Raw genomic sequence first — 18,807 nt, forward strand, 5'->3', positions numbered from 1 at the left:
TGCATCAGAGCTGTCAGTTTAATTAAGGAGTGTGTTCAATTGCAGAAAAATTGTTTTGTTTCATGGAGCGGAGGAAAGGATTCATGTCTTGCATTATATAAAGCTTTGGAGCAGGGATATAATCCTAAAAAGCTGTTTACCATGTTCAGCATGGAAAATGGAATAAGCTCAGCACATAGATTGAACGAAGTTATTATTAATGCACAGGCTAATGCAATTGGAATCGAGCATGTATTAGGAAGAGCATTATTTGATGACTATGAAGAAGTATTTATTTCAAATCTTAAAGCGTTTAAAGAACAAGGCATAGACTATGGGGTTTTTGGAGATATCGACTTGGAAGAACATAGAGAATGGGAGAATAAAGTATGCCAAAGAGCTTCTATTATTTCAGTTTTACCACTATGGCAGAGTAATAGAAGGGATATTGTAAAAGAGTTTTTAGAGCTAGGCTTTAAGGCAAAAATAGTAGTAGTTAATACTGCTATGCTTGATGCCAAGTTTTTAGGACATGATTTAAGCTATTCATTGATGAGAGAAATTGAAGAATACGGTGCAGATGTGTGTGGTGAGAATGGCGAGTACCATACAGTAGTATATGATGGTCCAATTTTTAAACATTCCATTGATTTGATATGTGGTAGAGACATAATACCCATTGGAGAAAAATGGGCTCAAATTGAGGTGGAAATCAAAATATAAGGATAAAATTGCTAAAGGACACTAACATATTTGTTGCCTTTAATATAATACCTCCAAAGATAATCTTTTGCTTCTTCAGCGTAATCTATTCCTATTCGTTTAGATTCGACTATTTCAAACTTTTCTTCTTTACCATAGCATATATAAAGCTTATCTCCTGTCAAATCTTCGCCATTCATTTCTCGTGTAATCTCAAACGCCTGGCATAGTTTTCCAGGACCATTAGTTAGACCTATAACTTGCTTATTTTTCAACTGGTTAAGTGGTATATCAAATCTATTTAATGCCATTTTTCCAAGACCCTCGACAGGTTCTAGTGCTCTTACAAGAACTGCTTGGGCTATTTCCTTTTCAGCTGCTACTACGTTAAAACAGTTATACATGCCATATATTATATAAACATAAGCATGCCCTTCTTCTCCATACATTACTTCTGTTCTAGGGGTTCTTCTGCCGTTGTAAGTATGAGCTGCTTTATCTTTAAACCCCATATATGCTTCTGTTTCAACTATTTTTGCAACTAATTTTTCTGTATTAGTATCATATACTAAATATTTCCCTAGCAAATCTTTTGCTAAATCTATTGAATTCTTTTTATAAAAACCTCTTTTTAATTTTTCCACATAGAATTTCCTTCCTACTATTATATTTTAACTTGAAATATTTGACTTGCGAAGTACAGTATTAGTTTATATAGCTATTATAACATTTTAGTATTTAAAATATTAATGAACATAAATATGTTAGGTGATATAATGAAAAATAAATACAAATAAAATAGAAAATACGTCTATACATTAATAACAAAAGGAGGTTTTTCATGATCAAGCTTGAAGGAATCGAAAGGATGAATGACAAACAAAAACTTGAGTATTTGCTTCTTACTCTTGAAGGACAATTAAGCTCAGAAAGAGATGTGTTAGCAAATCTTTCAAATGCCTCTGCTTTAATATATGCTATTATAGATAGACTTAACTGGGCAGGCTTTTATTTTATGAGAGGAGAAGAATTAGTGCTCGGTCCTTTCCAAGGACGTCCTGCATGTAACAGAATAAAGATTGGTTCTGGAGTCTGTGGTACTGCTGCAAGTACGAGGAAAACTCAAGTAATTCTAAATGTACATGATTTTCCAGGACATATAGCTTGCGACACAGCATCAAATTCTGAACTTGTAGTACCTATTGTGAAGGATAATAAACTAATAGGGGTACTGGATCTAGATAGTCCAGAGCTAGAGAGATTCACTGAGTTTGAAGCTAAATATTTTGAAAGATTCGTCGAAAAGTTGAACAAATATTTGAATTGGAATGAAGTATAAAATATATCTCAATAAAACTTAAGTTAATCTATGTGATATGATAATATAAATATATAGAAAATATTATAATTGGAGTTGAGATCATGAAGTACATACTAAAAGGGAAAGAAATTTTTTTGGAGAACAAAATAATAAATAATGGACGAGTTGTTATAAATAATGGTGTTATTGAACAAATAATTGAGGAAGATATTAGTATATACGAAGATGAAATAGACTTAAGTATGTATAAAATACTCCCGGGATTTATCGATATTCATGTTCATGGTGGAAATGGCTATGATACAATGGATGGAAAGTATGAATCTATTAATGAAATTTCAAAGTACGTTAGTAAAAATGGAGTAACTGGATTCTTACCTACAACAGTTACAGCGAAATGGGAAAAGATAATAAATGCAATAAAGGCTGTAGACGATGCCATGAAAACTGGTGTTGAAGGTGCTGAAATTCTTGGATCATATATTGAAGGGCCATTTATATCAAAAGACCAAAAAGGGGCTCATCCAGAGGAGTATATTTTACCAATAGATATTTATAAAGCTAAAGAAATAGTGGAAGCTGCTCCTGCAGCAGTGAAGGTTGTTGCTATCGCGCCTGAAAAGGAAAATGCAATAGAGCTGATTAAAATGCTAAAATCACATAATATAAAAGTATCAATTGGACATTCTAATGCATCATATGAGGAGACAATTCTTGCTATAGAAAATGGTGCAGATATTGCAATACACACATTTAATGCTATGAAAGGCTTACATCATAGAGAACCTGGTACAGTAGGAGCTGTGCTTAGCAATGATAAAATATATAGTGAACTTATTTCTGATACAATCCATGTACATCCAGCGGTAATGAAAATACTTGTAAAATGCAAAGGCTTAGATAAGGTATGTTTAATAACTGACTGCATGATGGCTGGTGGACTAGATGATGGACAGTATCAATTAGGTGAGTTAGCGGTTACAGTTAAAGATTCTATAGCTAGAATAGATAGTGGATCGCTAGCAGGAAGTACTTTAAGATTAATAGATGCTATAAAAAACATGATAAATAAAGTGGAAATAAGTCCTGTAGATGCAGTGAACATGGCTTCAATTGTTCCTGCCAGCATTCTTGGTATGGACAATACAGTTGGAAGTATACAAGAAGGTAAGAAAGCAAATTTTGCAATAATTGATGATGAATATAACGTTGTTATGACTATAGTAAATGGCAAAATCGTATATAATAGCTTTGAATAGCAAAGCCCCATATGAGGCTTTAGTCCTTATTTTCAGTATCATTCTTTTTGTTCTCATTGTCACCTTCTAGTAATCCTATTTCTAAATCCATATAATTTATCTTATTAAAGAGTATTTTTGTTTTCTCAATGCGTTTTTTTTATTATCAACAGCCCTGAAAACAATATATGATGTTATAGTAATGCCTAATAAAAAATAAAGAATTAGAGAACCATTTTGTATCAAGGTCAATCCCTCCTTATATTAAGGATTGACAAATTGATTTCACTTAATACATATGAGGAAGGTGATTTTATGTCTAAAGAAATGGAAGTAAAGGTGCTCAATATAGATAAAAATGAAATAGAAAATAAACTGCAGCAGATTGGAGCAAATTTGATAAAAAAAGAATATCAGATAAATACAATTTTTGATAGTAATGATAGGAAGATTAAAAAAAATAAAGAGGGATATCTGCGAATACGAGAAAGTAGAAATCTATTAACTGATGACATAGTATATATTTTTACTTTAAAGAAAAACATGTCTAAAGAATGTGTAAGGGAAAATGTTGAAATTGAAACAGAAATTCAGGATAAAGAAGCTCTTAAATCTATTTTAGAGCATCTTGATTTATATGTAGTTCATCAAGGAGAAAAAGAGAGAACTACGTATATGTATGATAATATACGATTCGACATAGATACATGGGATAAAGATACATATCCATATCCTTATTTAGAAATAGAGGTTGAGAGGAAAGAAGATATAGAGAGAGCAATAGATTTGCTAAATTTGAACAAATCGGATGTTACGACTAAATCCTTAGGGCAGATCAGAATGGAATTAAATCTTGGTGACCTATAGAATATTAAAATTAAAGAGGTGATCTATTAATATGGGCAGATATTCAAAGAACATGAAAATGCTTACACCTGAAGAAAATAGTAAACTGGGAGAATATAAAGTTTGCGTTATAGGCTGTGGAGGATTAGGTGGATATATCGTTGAAATGCTTGCAAGACTAGGAATAGGGTTTATAACTGCTGTAGATGGTGACGTTTTTGAAGAAACTAATCTTAACAGACAATTATTATCTAATATGATCACATTAGGAAAAAACAAGGCTGAAGCAGCAAAACAGCGGGTAGAAGTTGTAAATCCATTAGTTCATATAAGAAGCATTAATGAAAGAATATCTGAGAGCAACGCCCATAGTATTTTAGAAGGACATGATGTTATTGTTGATGCAGTAGATAATATTCATACCCGCTTTCTTATCCAGAGAGAGGCTGAAAAGCTAAATACCCCATTTATTCATGGAGCAATTGCTGGCTGGTATGGACAAGTATCAACAATTCTTCCAGGAGATAATACACTAGAACATATATATCCATCAAAGGATATCAAAGGAATGGAGCAAGAATTGGGAAATCCTTCATTCACTCCTGCACTTGTTGCATCTATACAAGTAAGTGAGGTACTCAAAGTTCTTATAAATAGAGGAGAGCTGCTTAGAGGCAAAGTTTTATTAATCAATACATTTGACCAATCTTATGAGTTAATAGAAATGAATATTTGATTTATTACATGACAATCACCAATAGAGCAGTCCTGCATAAAATATAATAAAAGATTTTGCTGATTAAAACATATAGAGGTGGTTGTTTGTATGGATAATAAAATACTTAATAGCATTCAGGGAATTGCTCCATTTATCATACCTATATTTTTATTATCATTAAGTAAAAAAGGCTTTAAGCTAGATATTAACTTAGACGAAAATTATGAGAATAAGGCTAAGATGATAGAGAACATAAGACCTTACTTCACAGAAGATGATCAAAAAATATTAGGGAAGGTACAGGACATTTTTGATATCCTAAGTAGATTTAATCGAATAATGAAGAGTGATTATGAAAGTGAAGTATCTAGCGTAGGAAGCGCAATGTCATTGATAGATAAGAAGGAAAGAATACTTACTCAGATGGCTGAATGCATGAATGGCAACAATAGACAGTTAGCAGAAAGTGTTGTAAAAACTAAACAAAATATTTTTGAAACTAAAGCAAATATAGAAAATTATTCAAAAAGTGTTTCTTCTCAGAATATAGACGGATTAACTTCAATGATTAAATTAGCAAACTGTATAGAGCCAATCATGAGAGAAAGTGACAAGAAAAAAGTGAGGAAAATAGAAAAAATCGTACAGATAATAAATACACCAGATGAATATATATAGCAATTCGAGTGTCATGATCCATCCTTATAAGGGTGGATTAATTATTTTGTAAAAATATTAATAAAACTTAACATTTTACTTGTAATTGTCAAAGGAATACAAATGAATTTATAGAATATTTATAATTAAATATTAATTTAAGGAGGATACAGGATGAAGGATGCCAGATTACAGAAGTTAGCTCATTTACTCATAAACTATTCTTTAGGTATTAAGAAAGGGGAGTATCTACAATTAGAGGGAAACCTTATTACAGAACCATTACTTAAGGAACTATACAGAGAAGCTATTAAAGTTGGAGCATACCCTGAGATTACTCCATTTATGGATGATGCAACCGAAATACTTCTTAAAGAAGGAAATGATGATCAAATTAAGTTCATATCTCCATTGGTTAGAACAATGGTAGAGAAATATGATGCTTCAATGTATCTATTTGGTGGAACTAATACAAAATCCAGAGCTAATATAGATTCTAAAAAGATTGCTGAAAGAAGAAGAGCGCAGAGGGAAATTATTGATATATCAAACAAACGTGAAGAAGCTGGAGAGTTCAGATGGTGTCTAACACAATTCCCTACGCATTCAGATGCTCAAGAAGGTAATATGTCATTAGACGAATACGAGGACTTTGTTTTTGATGCAGGATTAATAGACAAAGAAGATCCTATTGCAGAATGGAAAAAGATATCTGAAAATCAACAAAAGGTTGTTGATTATTTAGATACAAAAAAAGAACTTCATATTATATCTAAGGATACAGATTTAAAGATGAGTATAGAAGGTAGAAAATGGATTAACTGTGATGGGAAAGTGAACTTCCCTGATGGAGAGGTATTCACTGGGCCTGTAGAGGATTCAGTTGAAGGTCATATTAGATTCAGTTTCCCTGGTATATACTCAGGGAAAGAAATTGAAGATATAAGGCTGACATTTGAAAAAGGAAAAGTTGTTAAAGCAGAAGCTGAAAAAGGTGAAGAGTTGCTTCATGCACTATTAGATACAGATGAAGGTGCAAGAAGACTTGGTGAAATTGCTATCGGAACAAACTATGGAATTCAGAAGTTTACAAAGAATATGTTGTTTGATGAAAAAATTGGAGGTACAGTACATGCGGCAATAGGTATGTCTATACCTGGTACAAATGCAAATAATGCTTCTTCAATTCATTGGGATATGTTATGCGACATGAGAGAATGTGGGAAAATATATGCTGATGGAGAGCTATTCTATGAAAATGGACAATTTTTATTTGATGTGGTTGAAAAAAAATAATATGCTAAACATATGTATATACACAAAAAGGATTTCGTTGAAATCCTTTTTGCTTTAATAAGGTTTTTAAAGGATATTTGACTAAATTATAGAAATAAGAAAGCAGTATAGAACAAGGAGGATTTAAAAATGCTTAGTAAATCAATTATTTCTGATGTAATATTTGCAGCATTATCTACAGGAGGAGACTTTGCAGAGGTTTTTATAGAAGATAGATACAACACAGGATTATTATTAGTTGGTGGAAAAATCGAAAGTGGAATTTCGGGCAGAGATTATGGTGTTGGTATAAGAATTTTTAATGGAACAAACAGTATATATGCATATACAAACGATTCATCAAAGGATAACCTTATTAAAATTGCAAAAGAGGCAGCAATGGCTATTGTAGGAAGTAATAAAGATTTAGTATTGAACTTTGATAAAGTTGATATTAGAAATAATCATAAGATTGAAATAATGCCAAGCAGCGTTGATAAATCAAAAAAAGTATCTCTTATGAAGCAAGCATATTTAGCTGCAAAGAATTATGATGATGTGATAAGTCAAGTTTCAGTAAGATATCTAGATCAGGAGCAGAATGTATTGATTGCAAATTCAGAAGGCTTATTTGTAGAAGATAAAAGAGTAAGAACAAGAATGGCTATTTCCGCAGTAGCATCTAGAAACGGTGAAATGCAGACAGGGTTTTATGGGCCAGGTGCATCTATGGGATTTGAATTCTATGATAAAATCGATATCAAAGAGTATGCAAAGGAAGCTGCAAGAATTGCAAAAACAATGGTGTATGCAGATATGTGCCCAAGTGGGAAAATGCCGGTAGTCATAGATAATAAATTTGGAGGAGTTATTTTTCATGAGGCTTGTGGACATGGGTTAGAAGCTACTTCTGTAGCAAAAAGCACTTCGGTTTTTGCAGGCAAACTAGGTGAGCAGGTTGCTTCAGATGTAGTTACAGCTATTGATGATGGAACTATTCCAAATGCATGGGGTTCTCAAAATATTGATGATGAAGGCACTAAAACAAAGAAAAATGTATTAATAGAAAATGGTATTCTAAAAGGATATATGGTTGACAAGTTAAACGGAATTAAGATGGGGGTTGAAGCTTCTGGCTCTGGTAGAAGGCAGTCATACAAATATGCTCCAACATCGAGAATGACTAATACCTATATTGCAAATGGCTCTTCTACAAGAGAAGAGATTATTTCAAATACTGAATATGGACTTTATGCAAAATATATGGGTGGTGGCTCAGTAAATCCAGCAACAGGTGATTTTAACTTTGCTGTGATGGAAGGGTATATTATCAAAAACGGTAAGTTAGTTAAACCAGTAAGAGGTGCTACACTAATTGGTAATGGATTAGATATTCTTAAAAGAATTGATATGGTAGGAAATAATCTTGATTTTGGACAAGGTATGTGCGGTTCAATAAGTGGCTCAATACCGACTGATGTTGGACAGCCAACTATCAGAGTTCAGTCTATTACAGTTGGTGGAAGAAAGGATGATGAATAATGAATAAAAGAGAACTAATAGCTATATTGTTTGAAAAAGGGAAAATAGCTGGATTAAGCGATATGGAGGTTTATATTCAAGGAGGCAAAGAATTTGACATCAAGATTTTTAAAGGTGAAATAGACAAGTATAGTATTTCTAGTGAAGAAGGACTTTCTTTTAGAGGTGTATATAACGGAAAAATGGGATATTCATATACTGAAAAAATAGATGAAACTTCAGTTGATATGCTTATACAAGATGCTATAGATAATGCAAGAGCAATAGACAGTGAAGATGAAGAAGAAATTCTCGAAGGCTCTAAAGAATACAAACATATTGAAGTCTTTAATCAGAGCTTAGAAAGCATATCGCCTAGTGAAAAAATAGAATTCACAAAACTATTAGAGCAGGAAGCATTAAAATTGGATAAAAGGGTTGTTGCTGTATATGACTGTTTGTATGGTGAACAGAGCAGCTATAGAATGCTAGTTAATACAAAAGGACTAGACCTCAAAAGCAAGTCAAATATGGCACATGCATATATTTCAGTCATGCTAAAGGATGGAGAGGACGTAAAGACAGCTGATAAATACATTATAGGCAATGACTTTTCAATGTTTGATGCTAAGGTTTTGGCACAAGAAGCTGTTAAAGAAGCTATATCAATGCTAGGAGCAGATTCAATAGAGTCAGAAGAATATCCAGTGATACTGAGAAATAATGTTGCTGCAGATATCATGGAAGCTTTTATACCAGTTTTTATAGCAGAAAATGTTCAGAAAGATATTTCACTTCTCAAAGGAAAATTAGGTGAAAAGATTGCGAACAGCTTAATAACTATAGTGGATGACCCATTTATGGAGAATGGAGTAGCTTCATGTGGTTTTGATGGAGAAGGAGTTTCAACTATATATAAGAAAATAGTAGATAAAGGCGTTTTAAAAACCTTCCTTCATAATTCTAAGACTGCAAAAAAAGATGGAATTGAATCTACAGGGAATGCTCATAAGGGTTCGTATAAGTCCCCAATATCTATATCTCCAAGTAATATGTATATAGAAAATGGAACTACAAGCTATGAAGAGATTGTAAAAAGTACTGAAAAAGGCCTGTTAATAATAGATGTTCAAGGGCTTCATTCGGGGTTAAATACTATATCAGGTGACTTCTCACTTTCTGCTTATGGTTATTTAATAGAAAACGGGGAGATAGAAAGGCCAGTTAATCAAATAACTATAGCAGGGAATTTTTATGAAATGATAAATGATATTGAAGCAGTTGGAAATGATCTTAAATTTACTCTTCCAGGCTTCGGATATATCGGTTCTCCGACGCTAAAGATAAAAAAACTATCAATATCAGGAAAATAATAATAAAATGAGGGCTATCATAATTATGATAGCCCTCATTTTATAGCTTTTTACTCAACTTTTTCTCTTTCTCTGAACAGTAATGTAATAGAGTATAACCCTGCTAATCCAACTAAGCCATACACTATTTTACTAAGTAGAGCTGACTGCCCACCAAACAGTGATGCAACAAGGTCAAATTGGAATAATGCAATAAGCCCCCAGTTTAGCGCACCGATAATAACTAGTACCAATGCTAATCTATCCATTAAATCACTCCTTAAGTATATAATAATATCTACAATTGTATTATTGCTATATTTTTTACATTCTATACCTTTTCACACTTAAAAATAAGTAAAAATTTCCTTAATATACAATTTTCTCAGATTACACTCCAATTGGTATTTATATACTTAAAAATGTAACACATTTTCTTATTATGAATAAGATATATTATCAAGCTTACATAAAGTATAAGCTATTCAAATTACTTAGAAAGGGAGGATATTATGTCACAAGAAATTGACAATAACATTCCAGTACAATCTGACGTATGTGATTATGGCATTAATGAAAGCTTACTATTTTTCTTTTTATTACTCGTAATCTTATTCTGCAATTGTGGATGGTTTGATGAAGGAAATGAAAGCTTATTATTTTTCTTCTTATTGTTAGTGATTTTGTTTAATAAATGCTATTATTAGAGTTTTCGGACATAAGTTTTCTCAAAAAAAGTAGGATTATTTTTATCCTACTTTTTTGCTGCATATATTATTTCTAACATTCCAATAATACTATTATCAAAAACAAAGGAGTAGATTTAAATGGAATACATACCTAAAAGGGTATTTTTTGAAAAAAAAGCTTTGGATTATCAACTTGGTGAAGATATGTATAAACTGTTTCAGGACATGAATGTTGAAATAGGTATTCTTAAAAACAACCGAGTATCAAATATCCCTTCTAGAACACCATTACAAGCTTACGTAGAAGGTAAAAATACATTAGTTGTAAGAGTGAGAAAAAAACAAGAGTTTCAAACCTGTAAGCCATCTGCTCATTATCAATTGCCTATATTTTCAGGCTGCGCGGGAAAATGTCAATATTGTTATCTAAATACTAGGTTTGGCAAAAAACCTTACATAACTGCATATGCAAATATAGATGAAATATTAAATCAAGCACAGGAGTATATAAACGAAAGAAAACCCGAAACAACCATTTTTGAAGCTGCAGCAACATCTGATCCTATACCAGTAGAAAAATATACTGGCAGCTTAGCTAGAACTATAGAATTTATCGGTAAACAAGATTATGCAAAGCTGCGATTTGTAACTAAATTTTCACAAATAGATAGTTTATTAAATCTAAAGCATAATAATAATACTGCAATAAGATTTAGTATCAATTCGCAAAGTATAATAAAAGAATATGAGCATGGAGTTTCAAGTTTATCAGATAGGATAAAGGCATCGAAGAAGATAATTAAGGCTGGATATAAGTTGGGATTTATTATTGGACCTGTAATACTATACGATAACTGGCAAAATGAATATAAAGATTTGTTGAAAGAGCTTAAAAGAGAATTAGCACAGGAAAGTGATAAGAATATTTCTTTTGAAATAATTTCTCACAGATTTACAAGTACAGCAAAAAATAAGATTCTTGAGCTATTTCCGGACACAACTCTGCCAATGAGTGAAAAAGATAGAGTATTTAAATATGGACAATTTGGTTATGGGAAGTATGTATATAACAAAAATGCATTAAATAGCATCAAAGAGCTTTTTAAACAAGAAATAGTGAAAATGTTTAAAAACAGTGATATTAACTATATTATTTGAGAATTTTATGTATACTTAATCACAAAAATAAAAAAATATTCAAAAAAACATTGACACTTCATTTGCAACAAGCTATAATCATACATATAAATTAATAAATATGAATGAAAAATAAATCTAAATATTAATCTTATGATTGGGAGAGTAATTATGGCAATTGTTTAAGCGAGCTGGAGAATGGTGAGAGTCCAGTATCATAGCCATAGTGAAGAGAGCCCATGAAGAGGTTTCCTGAAAGTATCTGAAAGAGTATGCACAATGTTAGTAGGGAAACACGGTTTCTACCGTTATAGAATTGAGTGAAAATGAAATATTATACATTTCGTTTTAACTAGAGTGGTAACGCGGATAATAAATTCGTCTCTTAATTATTTTGTAAGAGACGTTTTTTTATGCAGTAATTTTAACTAATTATTAAGAGGTGATGGAAATAAACAATGCTCACAGATTACTAAAAAACAAAAAATAAAAAGGGGATGAGTGTTTTGAAAAAAGTATTCGTATATTTAATGGTTTTAATTATGGCATTTACATTAGTGGCTTGTGGACAAGTTAATTTGAGCTCAGGCAATTCTGAGGCTAAGTCTTCAGCTTCATCGGGGATGCAAAAGATAAAAGATTCAGGAAAGCTTGTAATAGGAACAAGTGCTGCATATCCACCATATGAATTTCACAAAGAAGTAAATGGTAAAGATACTATAGTAGGATTTGACATTGACATAGCTAAGGAAATAGCAAAAGATTTAGGCGTTGAACTTGAAATCAAAGATATGGAATTCAAAGGATTATTAGCCGCATTAGAGGCAGGTAAAATAGATATAGTTATAGCAGGTATGACTCCAACAGAAGAGAGAAAGCAGAGTGTTGATTTCTCAAAGGTATATTATGTTGCTACTCAAGGGGTAGTTGTTCAGACTGATAAAGCTGATTTATTTAAAACTGCAGATGATTTAAAAGATAAAGTTGTTGGTGTGCAAAAAGGAACGACTCAAGAAGAAATAGCTAAGCAGATAGTTAGTGAAAGTCAGATTAAAGGGCTAGGTAAAGTTTCTGATGTTATGCTACAAGCTATAAACGGGAAAATCGATGCAGTAATAGTTGAAACACCTGTTGCTAAATCGTATGTACAACAGAATCCTGCACTTGCGGTATCAGAAATTAAGCTTGAAACTGGTGACAGTGGTTCAGCTATAGCCATTAAAAAAGGAAATGAAGATTTGGTACAAGCTATAGATGCTACTCTTGATAGATTGATGAAAGACAATATGATAGAAGATTTTGTTTTGAAGGCAACTGAACTAGTAGAGAACTAAAATCTAATAGCAAATAGTTTTCTTAACAAAATCTCATAAGCATTCTCTTATCTTTTTATTCATATTCAAATAATATTTTTTATATTGAACTTGGTTATCCATAGTAAACAAATGTAGAGAGGAGAAGTAATAATGAAAGAAAAAGTTATATTAGCATACTCTGGAGGATTAGACACTTCAATTATAATTCCATGGATTAAAGAAAACTATGATTTTGATATAATAGCTGCTTGTATAAATGTTGGGCAAGATGATGAGATGGCCGAAGTTGAAGAAAAGGCTATAAAATCAGGCGCATCTAAAATATATTTGGAAAACGTCAAAGAGGAATTTGTTAGAGATTATGTATTTAAAGCGATAAAAGCAAACTGCGTATATGAAGATAAATATATGCTAGGTACTGCACTAGCTAGACCACTTATTGGTAAAAAACTTGTGGAAATTGCCCATAAAGAAGGAGCAAAGTATATTGCACATGGATGTACTGGAAAAGGAAATGATCAAGTGCGATTTGAAGCAGCTATAGCCGCATTAGATCCAAGTATTAAGGTAATTGCTCCTTGGAGAATGTGGGGTATTAAGTCGAGAGAGGATGCCATAGATTATGCTAATGAAAAAGGAATATCAATTCCAGTGACAAAAGAGAAGATTTACTCAAGAGATAAAAACATATTGCATATTAGTCATGAGGGAGGACATCTTGAGGATCCTAAAAATGAACATAAGGCAGATGAACTGTACTTAATGACTAAAACTCTTGAAGAAGCTAAAGATGAGCCAACTTATTTAGAAATATATTTTGAAAAGGGGATACCAACAAAGCTTAATAATGTTAAACTTTCTCCTGTAGAAATGTTAAATGAGTTAAATAAAATAGGTGGAGAAAATGGAGTTGGAGTAGCGGATATTCTTGAAAATAGATTAGTTGGCATGAAGTCTAGAGGAGTATATGAAACTCCTGGAGGAACTATATTGATGACTGCTCATAAAGAGCTCGAACGACTAACACTTGACAAGATTACTTATCAATATAAGCAATCAATAGCTTTGAAATACGCTGAGCTTGTATACAATGGAATTTGGTACTGTACGCTTAAGAATGCTCTTGATGCCTTTATAGATACTACTCAGCAAAATGTAACAGGATGGATAAAATTGAAGCTATATAAAGGAAATATAATGATAGCAGGAATGGATTCACCTTATGCACTTTATAATCATGGAATATCATCCTTTGGTGCAAGTGAGTTTTATAACCAAAAGGATGCAGAAGGGTTTATTAATCTATTTAATTTACCATTTAAAATTCATGCTATGATGGAAGGTAATAATAACTAGGTATGATGAATGTTGATTCCAAAGAAACTCTGCAAAATTGCAGAGTTTCTTGTGACACAGGAGATTGTTTAAGCAGTAGATATCCTATCTACACATCATTTAATAATGATACTTAAAGAATAGAACGAATTATATAAGTTATTTGCAAAACATTGTAAATAAGATTTATCTAGTATTAAGGTTTAATTTGTAAAAAATAAGTAAAGGACAGGTAAAATCAAAAAGAGCACAGTATGTACTGTATATAGGATCATGACATAATATTTTTATTAACAGTTTGAGACTAGTAATATATTACTAGTCTCAAACTGTCGAATGTATCGAATTAGTCTTCATGTTGTCTACGATTTGAATGAATAAGTATACTATTGTTACAGAAATATTGATGAGCTTCTTAAGGTACTTGTCTACCACCTGGACCAATAGTACATCCTAAACGTGGGCAATCAGAGTGTGAAGAATCGCCATTAATTGCTTCAGGATTAATTAAATATTCCATTCATAACCCCCCTTTCTTTTATTTAAGATAGTTAATTGTAGAATTCTATAATTAACTATCAAATATTATGCATTGATTTGTTTTGCTTTTATATTATGAGCTATATCTTGCAGGTATGTTTTTAACATATATTTAGGAGAACTACATCTATCTTCATACTTGTTAATTCTCTTATTCGGGCATCCCCCCATACAAACGGGTAGTATATTGCATTTAGAACATTCCTCATCCTCAGTAGGATCATATATTAAATACTCAAATAAAATACCTTTATGTTGTACTTTGTCTAGTTGATTAACATTTCCAATCATTAATTCTTCTATACCTATATCATTCCAACATAAATATAAATCACCATTAGCATTTACGACAAAGGAGTTATTTAAATCAGCTGAGCAATAATTATATATCCTAGAAGGGTAATGTCCACTACAAGATACACCAAACCCTTTTGATTTCAGATAATCATTAAATTTAAACTCTTCTTTACAATACTCCTTAAAGTCTAAGCAAAAATCTTCAGAATAGCAGTTATTACAATTATCAACGTGTCCTAAGTATGGTGTTATAGTTTTATTTAAGCCATGGCTAACTAAATTATCTATTAGCTCGTATACTCCATTAATATTTTTATTATCAACGTTTATACGTAATGCTATTTTATCAATTTGTCCATTTAACTTTGTGAGATTGCTTATAATAGTTTTAAAGGTAGGTTGTCCGCCCATAAGAGGCCTTCTTTTATCATGGGTTTTTTCATTTCCATCTATTGTGATTTGTACGGAGGATACTTTACATTTCTTTAATTTATTCACTATATCTTCGGTTAAATGATAACCATTGGTTATAATTTCTGCACTATAATCAACTGAATTGTTATTGCATATTTTAATAAATTCACGACTAAGTTTTTCTATTACATCCATTGCCAATAAAGGTTCGCCACCATACCAGGTGACATGAAAACTTTCTATGGAATTAATTTTATTTTCTAGCCATTCTATAAGGCTGTTTTGTGTTTCTTTATCCATCAATTCATTTTTTAAACTATTTTTCTCATAGCAATATATGCACCTGAAATTACAATCTGATGTGGGTGCAATTGTTAAGCTGAAGAATTTGCTCGAAAACCTACTTTTATACATAGAAAACTTTAGCTGTTTAAATTCATCAACATCATCTTCAATCAAAAAAGCTCCTTTTTTAAAATCTTTAATTAATTCTTCATCATCTATTTCGTTTCCATTTTCTTCAAAATCAACGTACTTTTTGTAGTTAGAACTTTTTATTAAGGCCAATGAATTTGACATTGCATTATATGCTATATACTTGTCCTGCTGATTATCATACAAAAAAAACGTGTTAAACTTTGAAACTTTAATGACAATCGCCCCCCACACAATAACTTTTTGTTTTCTATAATTAGTCTGTTTATTTTAGAACTCTCCTACAGAATTATGTAATATTAATACAATATATGAAAACTATGATTTATATTATATATTGTAACTTAAAAGTAAAAAAAGTAAAAAAATGGCATAAATAATCAATGGAACAAATAATGTATGTTTTTATTGAGATGAATTAGTTGATATTATAGCACTTGCAAAGTAAACATTCATTTGGACTAGGAGAACAGTTTGTTTTTACTTCGTATTTATAGATACGATGATGGCTGAAGAGGTATTTAGACAAATAATAAAGAGATTGATAGATAAGCAGAATATTTAGCAAACATTCTTATATCAGCGTAAGAATAAGTAAAGCTTAGCTAGCTGAGTAAAGAAGAGATTGCAAACTGCTAATAAACAACAGGCAATACAAAAAAATGTTTCTGCGGTCAACTCGGGTGAGTCAATGAGCGCTATAGAGATCGAAGGAATAGATAGTATCACTAATAACTATGTGTTGATAATCACATTTTCTGAGGGAGATTATAATAATGTAGATAATTTATTAAATGATATAGGATTTATCATTATATAGCTGATATTCAATGGGTGTTCAATAATAAACCTATTTATTTTTTAAGTGACGAAGAATAACCTTTTGTTGATAACAGAGCAAAGGTAATAGGAAAATGGGATATCGCTTAAGTAACCAGAAAGCTAATATTCAGATTGATAAACTGATTGAAATAACGGCTGAAGAAGCAGATGCATTTTTCTTTTTCTATTACCAACTATGAATCTATATAAAAGAGGAGAGCTTCAGCGATTTAGAATTTGACATATGCTTCTCCTTTAATATACATCCCTTTATCTTGCTGCTATACTTAAGTTACAAATATGTAAGAATAAGAAAAATATTAATTAAGCAGAAGATGATAAATATACAAGAGGAATCCGAATATACATGCAACTGCTAAAGCAAAAGGAATGATTTTTTTTAGAACTTTACCCTCTGAGCCTAATATTTCTGCTGTGGTTGTTCCTAAAACTATGTTTCCTGGCGCTATAGAGGTTCCTATTCCGCCACCAGCAGTCTGAGCACCTAAAATTGCAGAAGTATTTAGTCCTACTATTTGAGCTGTTTTCATTTGGAAATCTCCAAATAGAATGTTAGAAGACATATTACTTCCAGTCATAAATGATCCTAGAAGTCCAATAAACGGAGAAATAACAACATAATAGTTACCCAATACGATAGAAACTCCTTGTGCTAAAACCTCAGTTTGTCCTGTACCTGCCATAACCTTTGACATAGATATCAATGAAACTACGGCAAAGCTTGATGGGAGAGCTTTTTTAATTGTTCTTTTTAATACATTATTAAACGATGATTTCTTAACAAGACTTTTATTTAAATAGTAGATATAACCTAAAAGTGCTGATGCTAAAAGAAACATACTTGCATGAGTAAATGGTTTAATAGGAGAAAACTGTGTAACCATTTTATTTACAACACCAAAGCCCGTTTCAGTCTGTATGAAGCTTGGGCCATAACTAAACTTACTTAATAGTTTATTAATAGGAGAAACGAGAAGTACTATTAATGTTATAGAAGTCATTAAATAATATGGCATGAATGCGTCATGAATTGTCATATTATCTTCGTCAGCAGCTTCACTTGTTTTTTCTCTTTTCAACATAATTTTACTATCGGTGACTTGCCAACTATCTCTATAAAGTGGACTTTTAGATAGTAAAATTAATATAACTAGTGAAATAGAACTTGGTATAAAAACAGCAAGATCAGCATTGATTTGTGAGAAAATAATCTGACCAACACCTTGAGAAATCGATATCAATACAATAGCTACTAACCCTTTTTTTAGCCCTTTAAGACCACCATAAAAATACGCAATAGCACCACTAGCAAGGAAATTTAAAATAAAGAGCAATACACTAGCATAAAGAGCGATGGAATTTATCATGCTGATATCCTTTATACCTGTTTGCATAATCATTGAATTCCAAGCTATTGCTAAGGTGCCAAATGTTCCTGCCCAACTATGTCCAATAAGTGGTATAATGACAGCCCATATCGGAGAAACTCCTATTCCTATAAGTAAAGGAGCTGTTACTAAAACAGGTACTCCAAAACCGGTTACACCTTGTAAAAAGCTAGCGAATGCTATTCCAATTCCCATGATTCTTAGTAGTTCATTTGGAGCAAGTTTTTCAAAAGTCTTATTCAATACTTTGAAAGATTTAGCTTCATTACTAACTTCATAAAGCAAGATTGCAGTCAAAATAACAAGAATAATACTAAATGAATTCCATAATGCCTTTAAAATTTCTATCCCAATAACAGTAAGATTTGCTTTATAAAACAACATACTAATTAAAATAGTCAAAACAAGAGTTACAGGTGCTGCTTTAGATGCACCCCATTGAAATTTAACCATTAATATAAGAAGAAGCAAGATGGGGAGCATAGCCAAGCACCAATAAAATATGTTTATTGGTAAATTCATTGTAATACCACCTTTCGTCAAATAAATATTTATATTATTATTGTAAAATTAGAATAGTTTTCTAACAATATTAATTATGGATAAATAATACTTAAGTTATTATCTTATCTGGATAAAACAATAGAAAATATCAATACGGAAACAAAACATTTTCACACTTATTTGAATTTTACTACATCGTTATCTAAAAAAGCATAAATTTTATGTAAAAGTTATCCCTATTGGATAATGACTATGAAAAGTACTATTGCTATTATATGAGTAAATGATTTCATTTACTTA

At 31.4% G+C, this 18,807-nt stretch carries 18 protein-coding genes and 1 other annotated feature; of the genes, 14 read left to right on the forward strand and 4 right to left on the reverse strand.

Annotation, left to right across the window (positions count from 1 at the left end):
- The first annotated feature begins 39 nt into the window (after nucleotides 1–39).
- Nucleotides 40–702 carry a Dph6-related ATP pyrophosphatase gene (locus HNR33_RS20400; RefSeq protein ID WP_429087270.1) on the forward strand — a complete coding sequence of 221 codons (663 nt, stop codon included), beginning with the start codon at nucleotides 40–42 and terminating at the stop codon, nucleotides 700–702.
- 11 nt (nucleotides 703–713) lie between these two features.
- Here HNR33_RS20400 and HNR33_RS20405 read toward each other — a convergent pair whose 3' ends face one another.
- On the reverse strand, nucleotides 714–1,325 hold the full coding sequence (locus tag HNR33_RS20405) for a DNA-3-methyladenine glycosylase (protein ID WP_429087273.1): 612 nt from the start codon (nucleotides 1,323–1,325) through the stop codon (nucleotides 714–716).
- A 197-nt stretch (nucleotides 1,326–1,522) separates the two neighbouring features.
- Here HNR33_RS20405 and HNR33_RS20410 point away from each other — a divergent pair, with 197 nt between their 5' ends.
- From HNR33_RS20410 to HNR33_RS20445, 8 genes are all read left to right on the forward strand, one after another.
- Complete coding sequence (locus HNR33_RS20410) at nucleotides 1,523–2,020, forward strand: GAF domain-containing protein (RefSeq protein WP_429087276.1); 498 nt, start codon at nucleotides 1,523–1,525, stop codon at nucleotides 2,018–2,020.
- 83 nt (nucleotides 2,021–2,103) lie between these two features.
- Entirely contained in the window at nucleotides 2,104–3,261 is a 1,158-nt protein-coding gene (nagA, locus tag HNR33_RS20415) for an N-acetylglucosamine-6-phosphate deacetylase (RefSeq protein WP_429087279.1), read from the forward strand.
- Nucleotides 3,262–3,555: 294 nt separating this feature from the next.
- Nucleotides 3,556–4,107, forward strand: a complete 552-nt coding sequence (locus HNR33_RS20420; protein ID WP_429087281.1) for a class IV adenylate cyclase — start codon at nucleotides 3,556–3,558, stop codon at nucleotides 4,105–4,107.
- Between the two features lie 31 nt (nucleotides 4,108–4,138).
- A complete protein-coding gene (locus tag HNR33_RS20425; protein ID WP_429087284.1) occupies nucleotides 4,139–4,822 on the forward strand; it encodes a HesA/MoeB/ThiF family protein in 684 nt (227 codons plus the stop codon).
- Nucleotides 4,823–4,912: 90 nt separating this feature from the next.
- Complete coding sequence (locus HNR33_RS20430; RefSeq protein ID WP_429087286.1) at nucleotides 4,913–5,482, forward strand: hypothetical protein; 570 nt, start codon at nucleotides 4,913–4,915, stop codon at nucleotides 5,480–5,482.
- A 153-nt stretch (nucleotides 5,483–5,635) separates the two neighbouring features.
- Nucleotides 5,636–6,757 (forward strand): aminopeptidase, encoded by a 1,122-nt coding sequence (locus HNR33_RS20435; RefSeq protein ID WP_429087288.1) that lies wholly within the window; start codon nucleotides 5,636–5,638, stop codon nucleotides 6,755–6,757.
- Between the two features lie 129 nt (nucleotides 6,758–6,886).
- Nucleotides 6,887–8,278: a TldD/PmbA family protein gene (locus HNR33_RS20440; protein ID WP_429087291.1), complete on the forward strand. Its 1,392-nt coding sequence runs from the start codon at nucleotides 6,887–6,889 to the stop codon at nucleotides 8,276–8,278.
- Complete coding sequence (locus HNR33_RS20445; protein ID WP_429087294.1) at nucleotides 8,278–9,630, forward strand: TldD/PmbA family protein; 1,353 nt, start codon at nucleotides 8,278–8,280, stop codon at nucleotides 9,628–9,630. The genes HNR33_RS20440 and HNR33_RS20445 overlap by 1 nt, the downstream gene beginning before the upstream one ends.
- A gap of 50 nt (nucleotides 9,631–9,680) precedes the next feature.
- On the opposite strand, the gene HNR33_RS20450 is transcribed toward HNR33_RS20445, so the two are convergent.
- Nucleotides 9,681–9,878: a DUF378 domain-containing protein gene (locus tag HNR33_RS20450; RefSeq protein WP_429087295.1), complete on the reverse strand. Its 198-nt coding sequence runs from the start codon at nucleotides 9,876–9,878 to the stop codon at nucleotides 9,681–9,683.
- A 243-nt stretch (nucleotides 9,879–10,121) separates the two neighbouring features.
- Here HNR33_RS20450 and HNR33_RS20455 point away from each other — a divergent pair, with 243 nt between their 5' ends.
- The 4 genes from HNR33_RS20455 (at nucleotide 10,122) to HNR33_RS20470 (ending at nucleotide 14,107) form a co-directional block, all read left to right on the forward strand.
- On the forward strand, nucleotides 10,122–10,316 hold the full coding sequence (locus HNR33_RS20455; protein WP_429087297.1) for a hypothetical protein: 195 nt from the start codon (nucleotides 10,122–10,124) through the stop codon (nucleotides 10,314–10,316).
- 120 nt (nucleotides 10,317–10,436) lie between these two features.
- A complete protein-coding gene (splB, locus tag HNR33_RS20460; RefSeq protein ID WP_429087300.1) occupies nucleotides 10,437–11,456 on the forward strand; it encodes a spore photoproduct lyase in 1,020 nt (339 codons plus the stop codon).
- A 123-nt stretch (nucleotides 11,457–11,579) separates the two neighbouring features.
- Nucleotides 11,580–11,824: a binding site (T-box leader), on the forward strand.
- A gap of 117 nt (nucleotides 11,825–11,941) precedes the next feature.
- On the forward strand, nucleotides 11,942–12,769 hold the full coding sequence (locus HNR33_RS20465; RefSeq protein WP_429087302.1) for a transporter substrate-binding domain-containing protein: 828 nt from the start codon (nucleotides 11,942–11,944) through the stop codon (nucleotides 12,767–12,769).
- Nucleotides 12,770–12,901: 132 nt separating this feature from the next.
- Nucleotides 12,902–14,107 carry an argininosuccinate synthase gene (locus tag HNR33_RS20470; RefSeq protein WP_429087305.1) on the forward strand — a complete coding sequence of 402 codons (1,206 nt, stop codon included), beginning with the start codon at nucleotides 12,902–12,904 and terminating at the stop codon, nucleotides 14,105–14,107.
- 564 nt (nucleotides 14,108–14,671) lie between these two features.
- Here HNR33_RS20470 and HNR33_RS20475 read toward each other — a convergent pair.
- On the reverse strand, nucleotides 14,672–15,958 hold the full coding sequence (locus HNR33_RS20475) for a radical SAM protein (protein ID WP_429087308.1): 1,287 nt from the start codon (nucleotides 15,956–15,958) through the stop codon (nucleotides 14,672–14,674).
- A gap of 439 nt (nucleotides 15,959–16,397) precedes the next feature.
- On the opposite strand from HNR33_RS20475, the gene HNR33_RS20480 reads away from it, so the two are divergent.
- A complete protein-coding gene (locus tag HNR33_RS20480) occupies nucleotides 16,398–16,592 on the forward strand; it encodes a hypothetical protein (RefSeq protein ID WP_429087311.1) in 195 nt (64 codons plus the stop codon).
- Between the two features lie 322 nt (nucleotides 16,593–16,914).
- Here the strand turns inward: HNR33_RS20480 and HNR33_RS20485 are convergent, their stop codons facing one another.
- Nucleotides 16,915–18,525 (reverse strand): L-lactate permease, encoded by a 1,611-nt coding sequence (locus tag HNR33_RS20485; protein WP_429087313.1) that lies wholly within the window; start codon nucleotides 18,523–18,525, stop codon nucleotides 16,915–16,917.
- Nucleotides 18,526–18,807: the final 282 nt, after the last annotated feature.

Source organism: Brassicibacter mesophilus (assembly GCF_050433385.1).
In the GTDB taxonomy this organism is placed as follows: domain Bacteria; phylum Bacillota; class Clostridia; order Tissierellales; family Proteiniboraceae; genus Brassicibacter; species Brassicibacter mesophilus.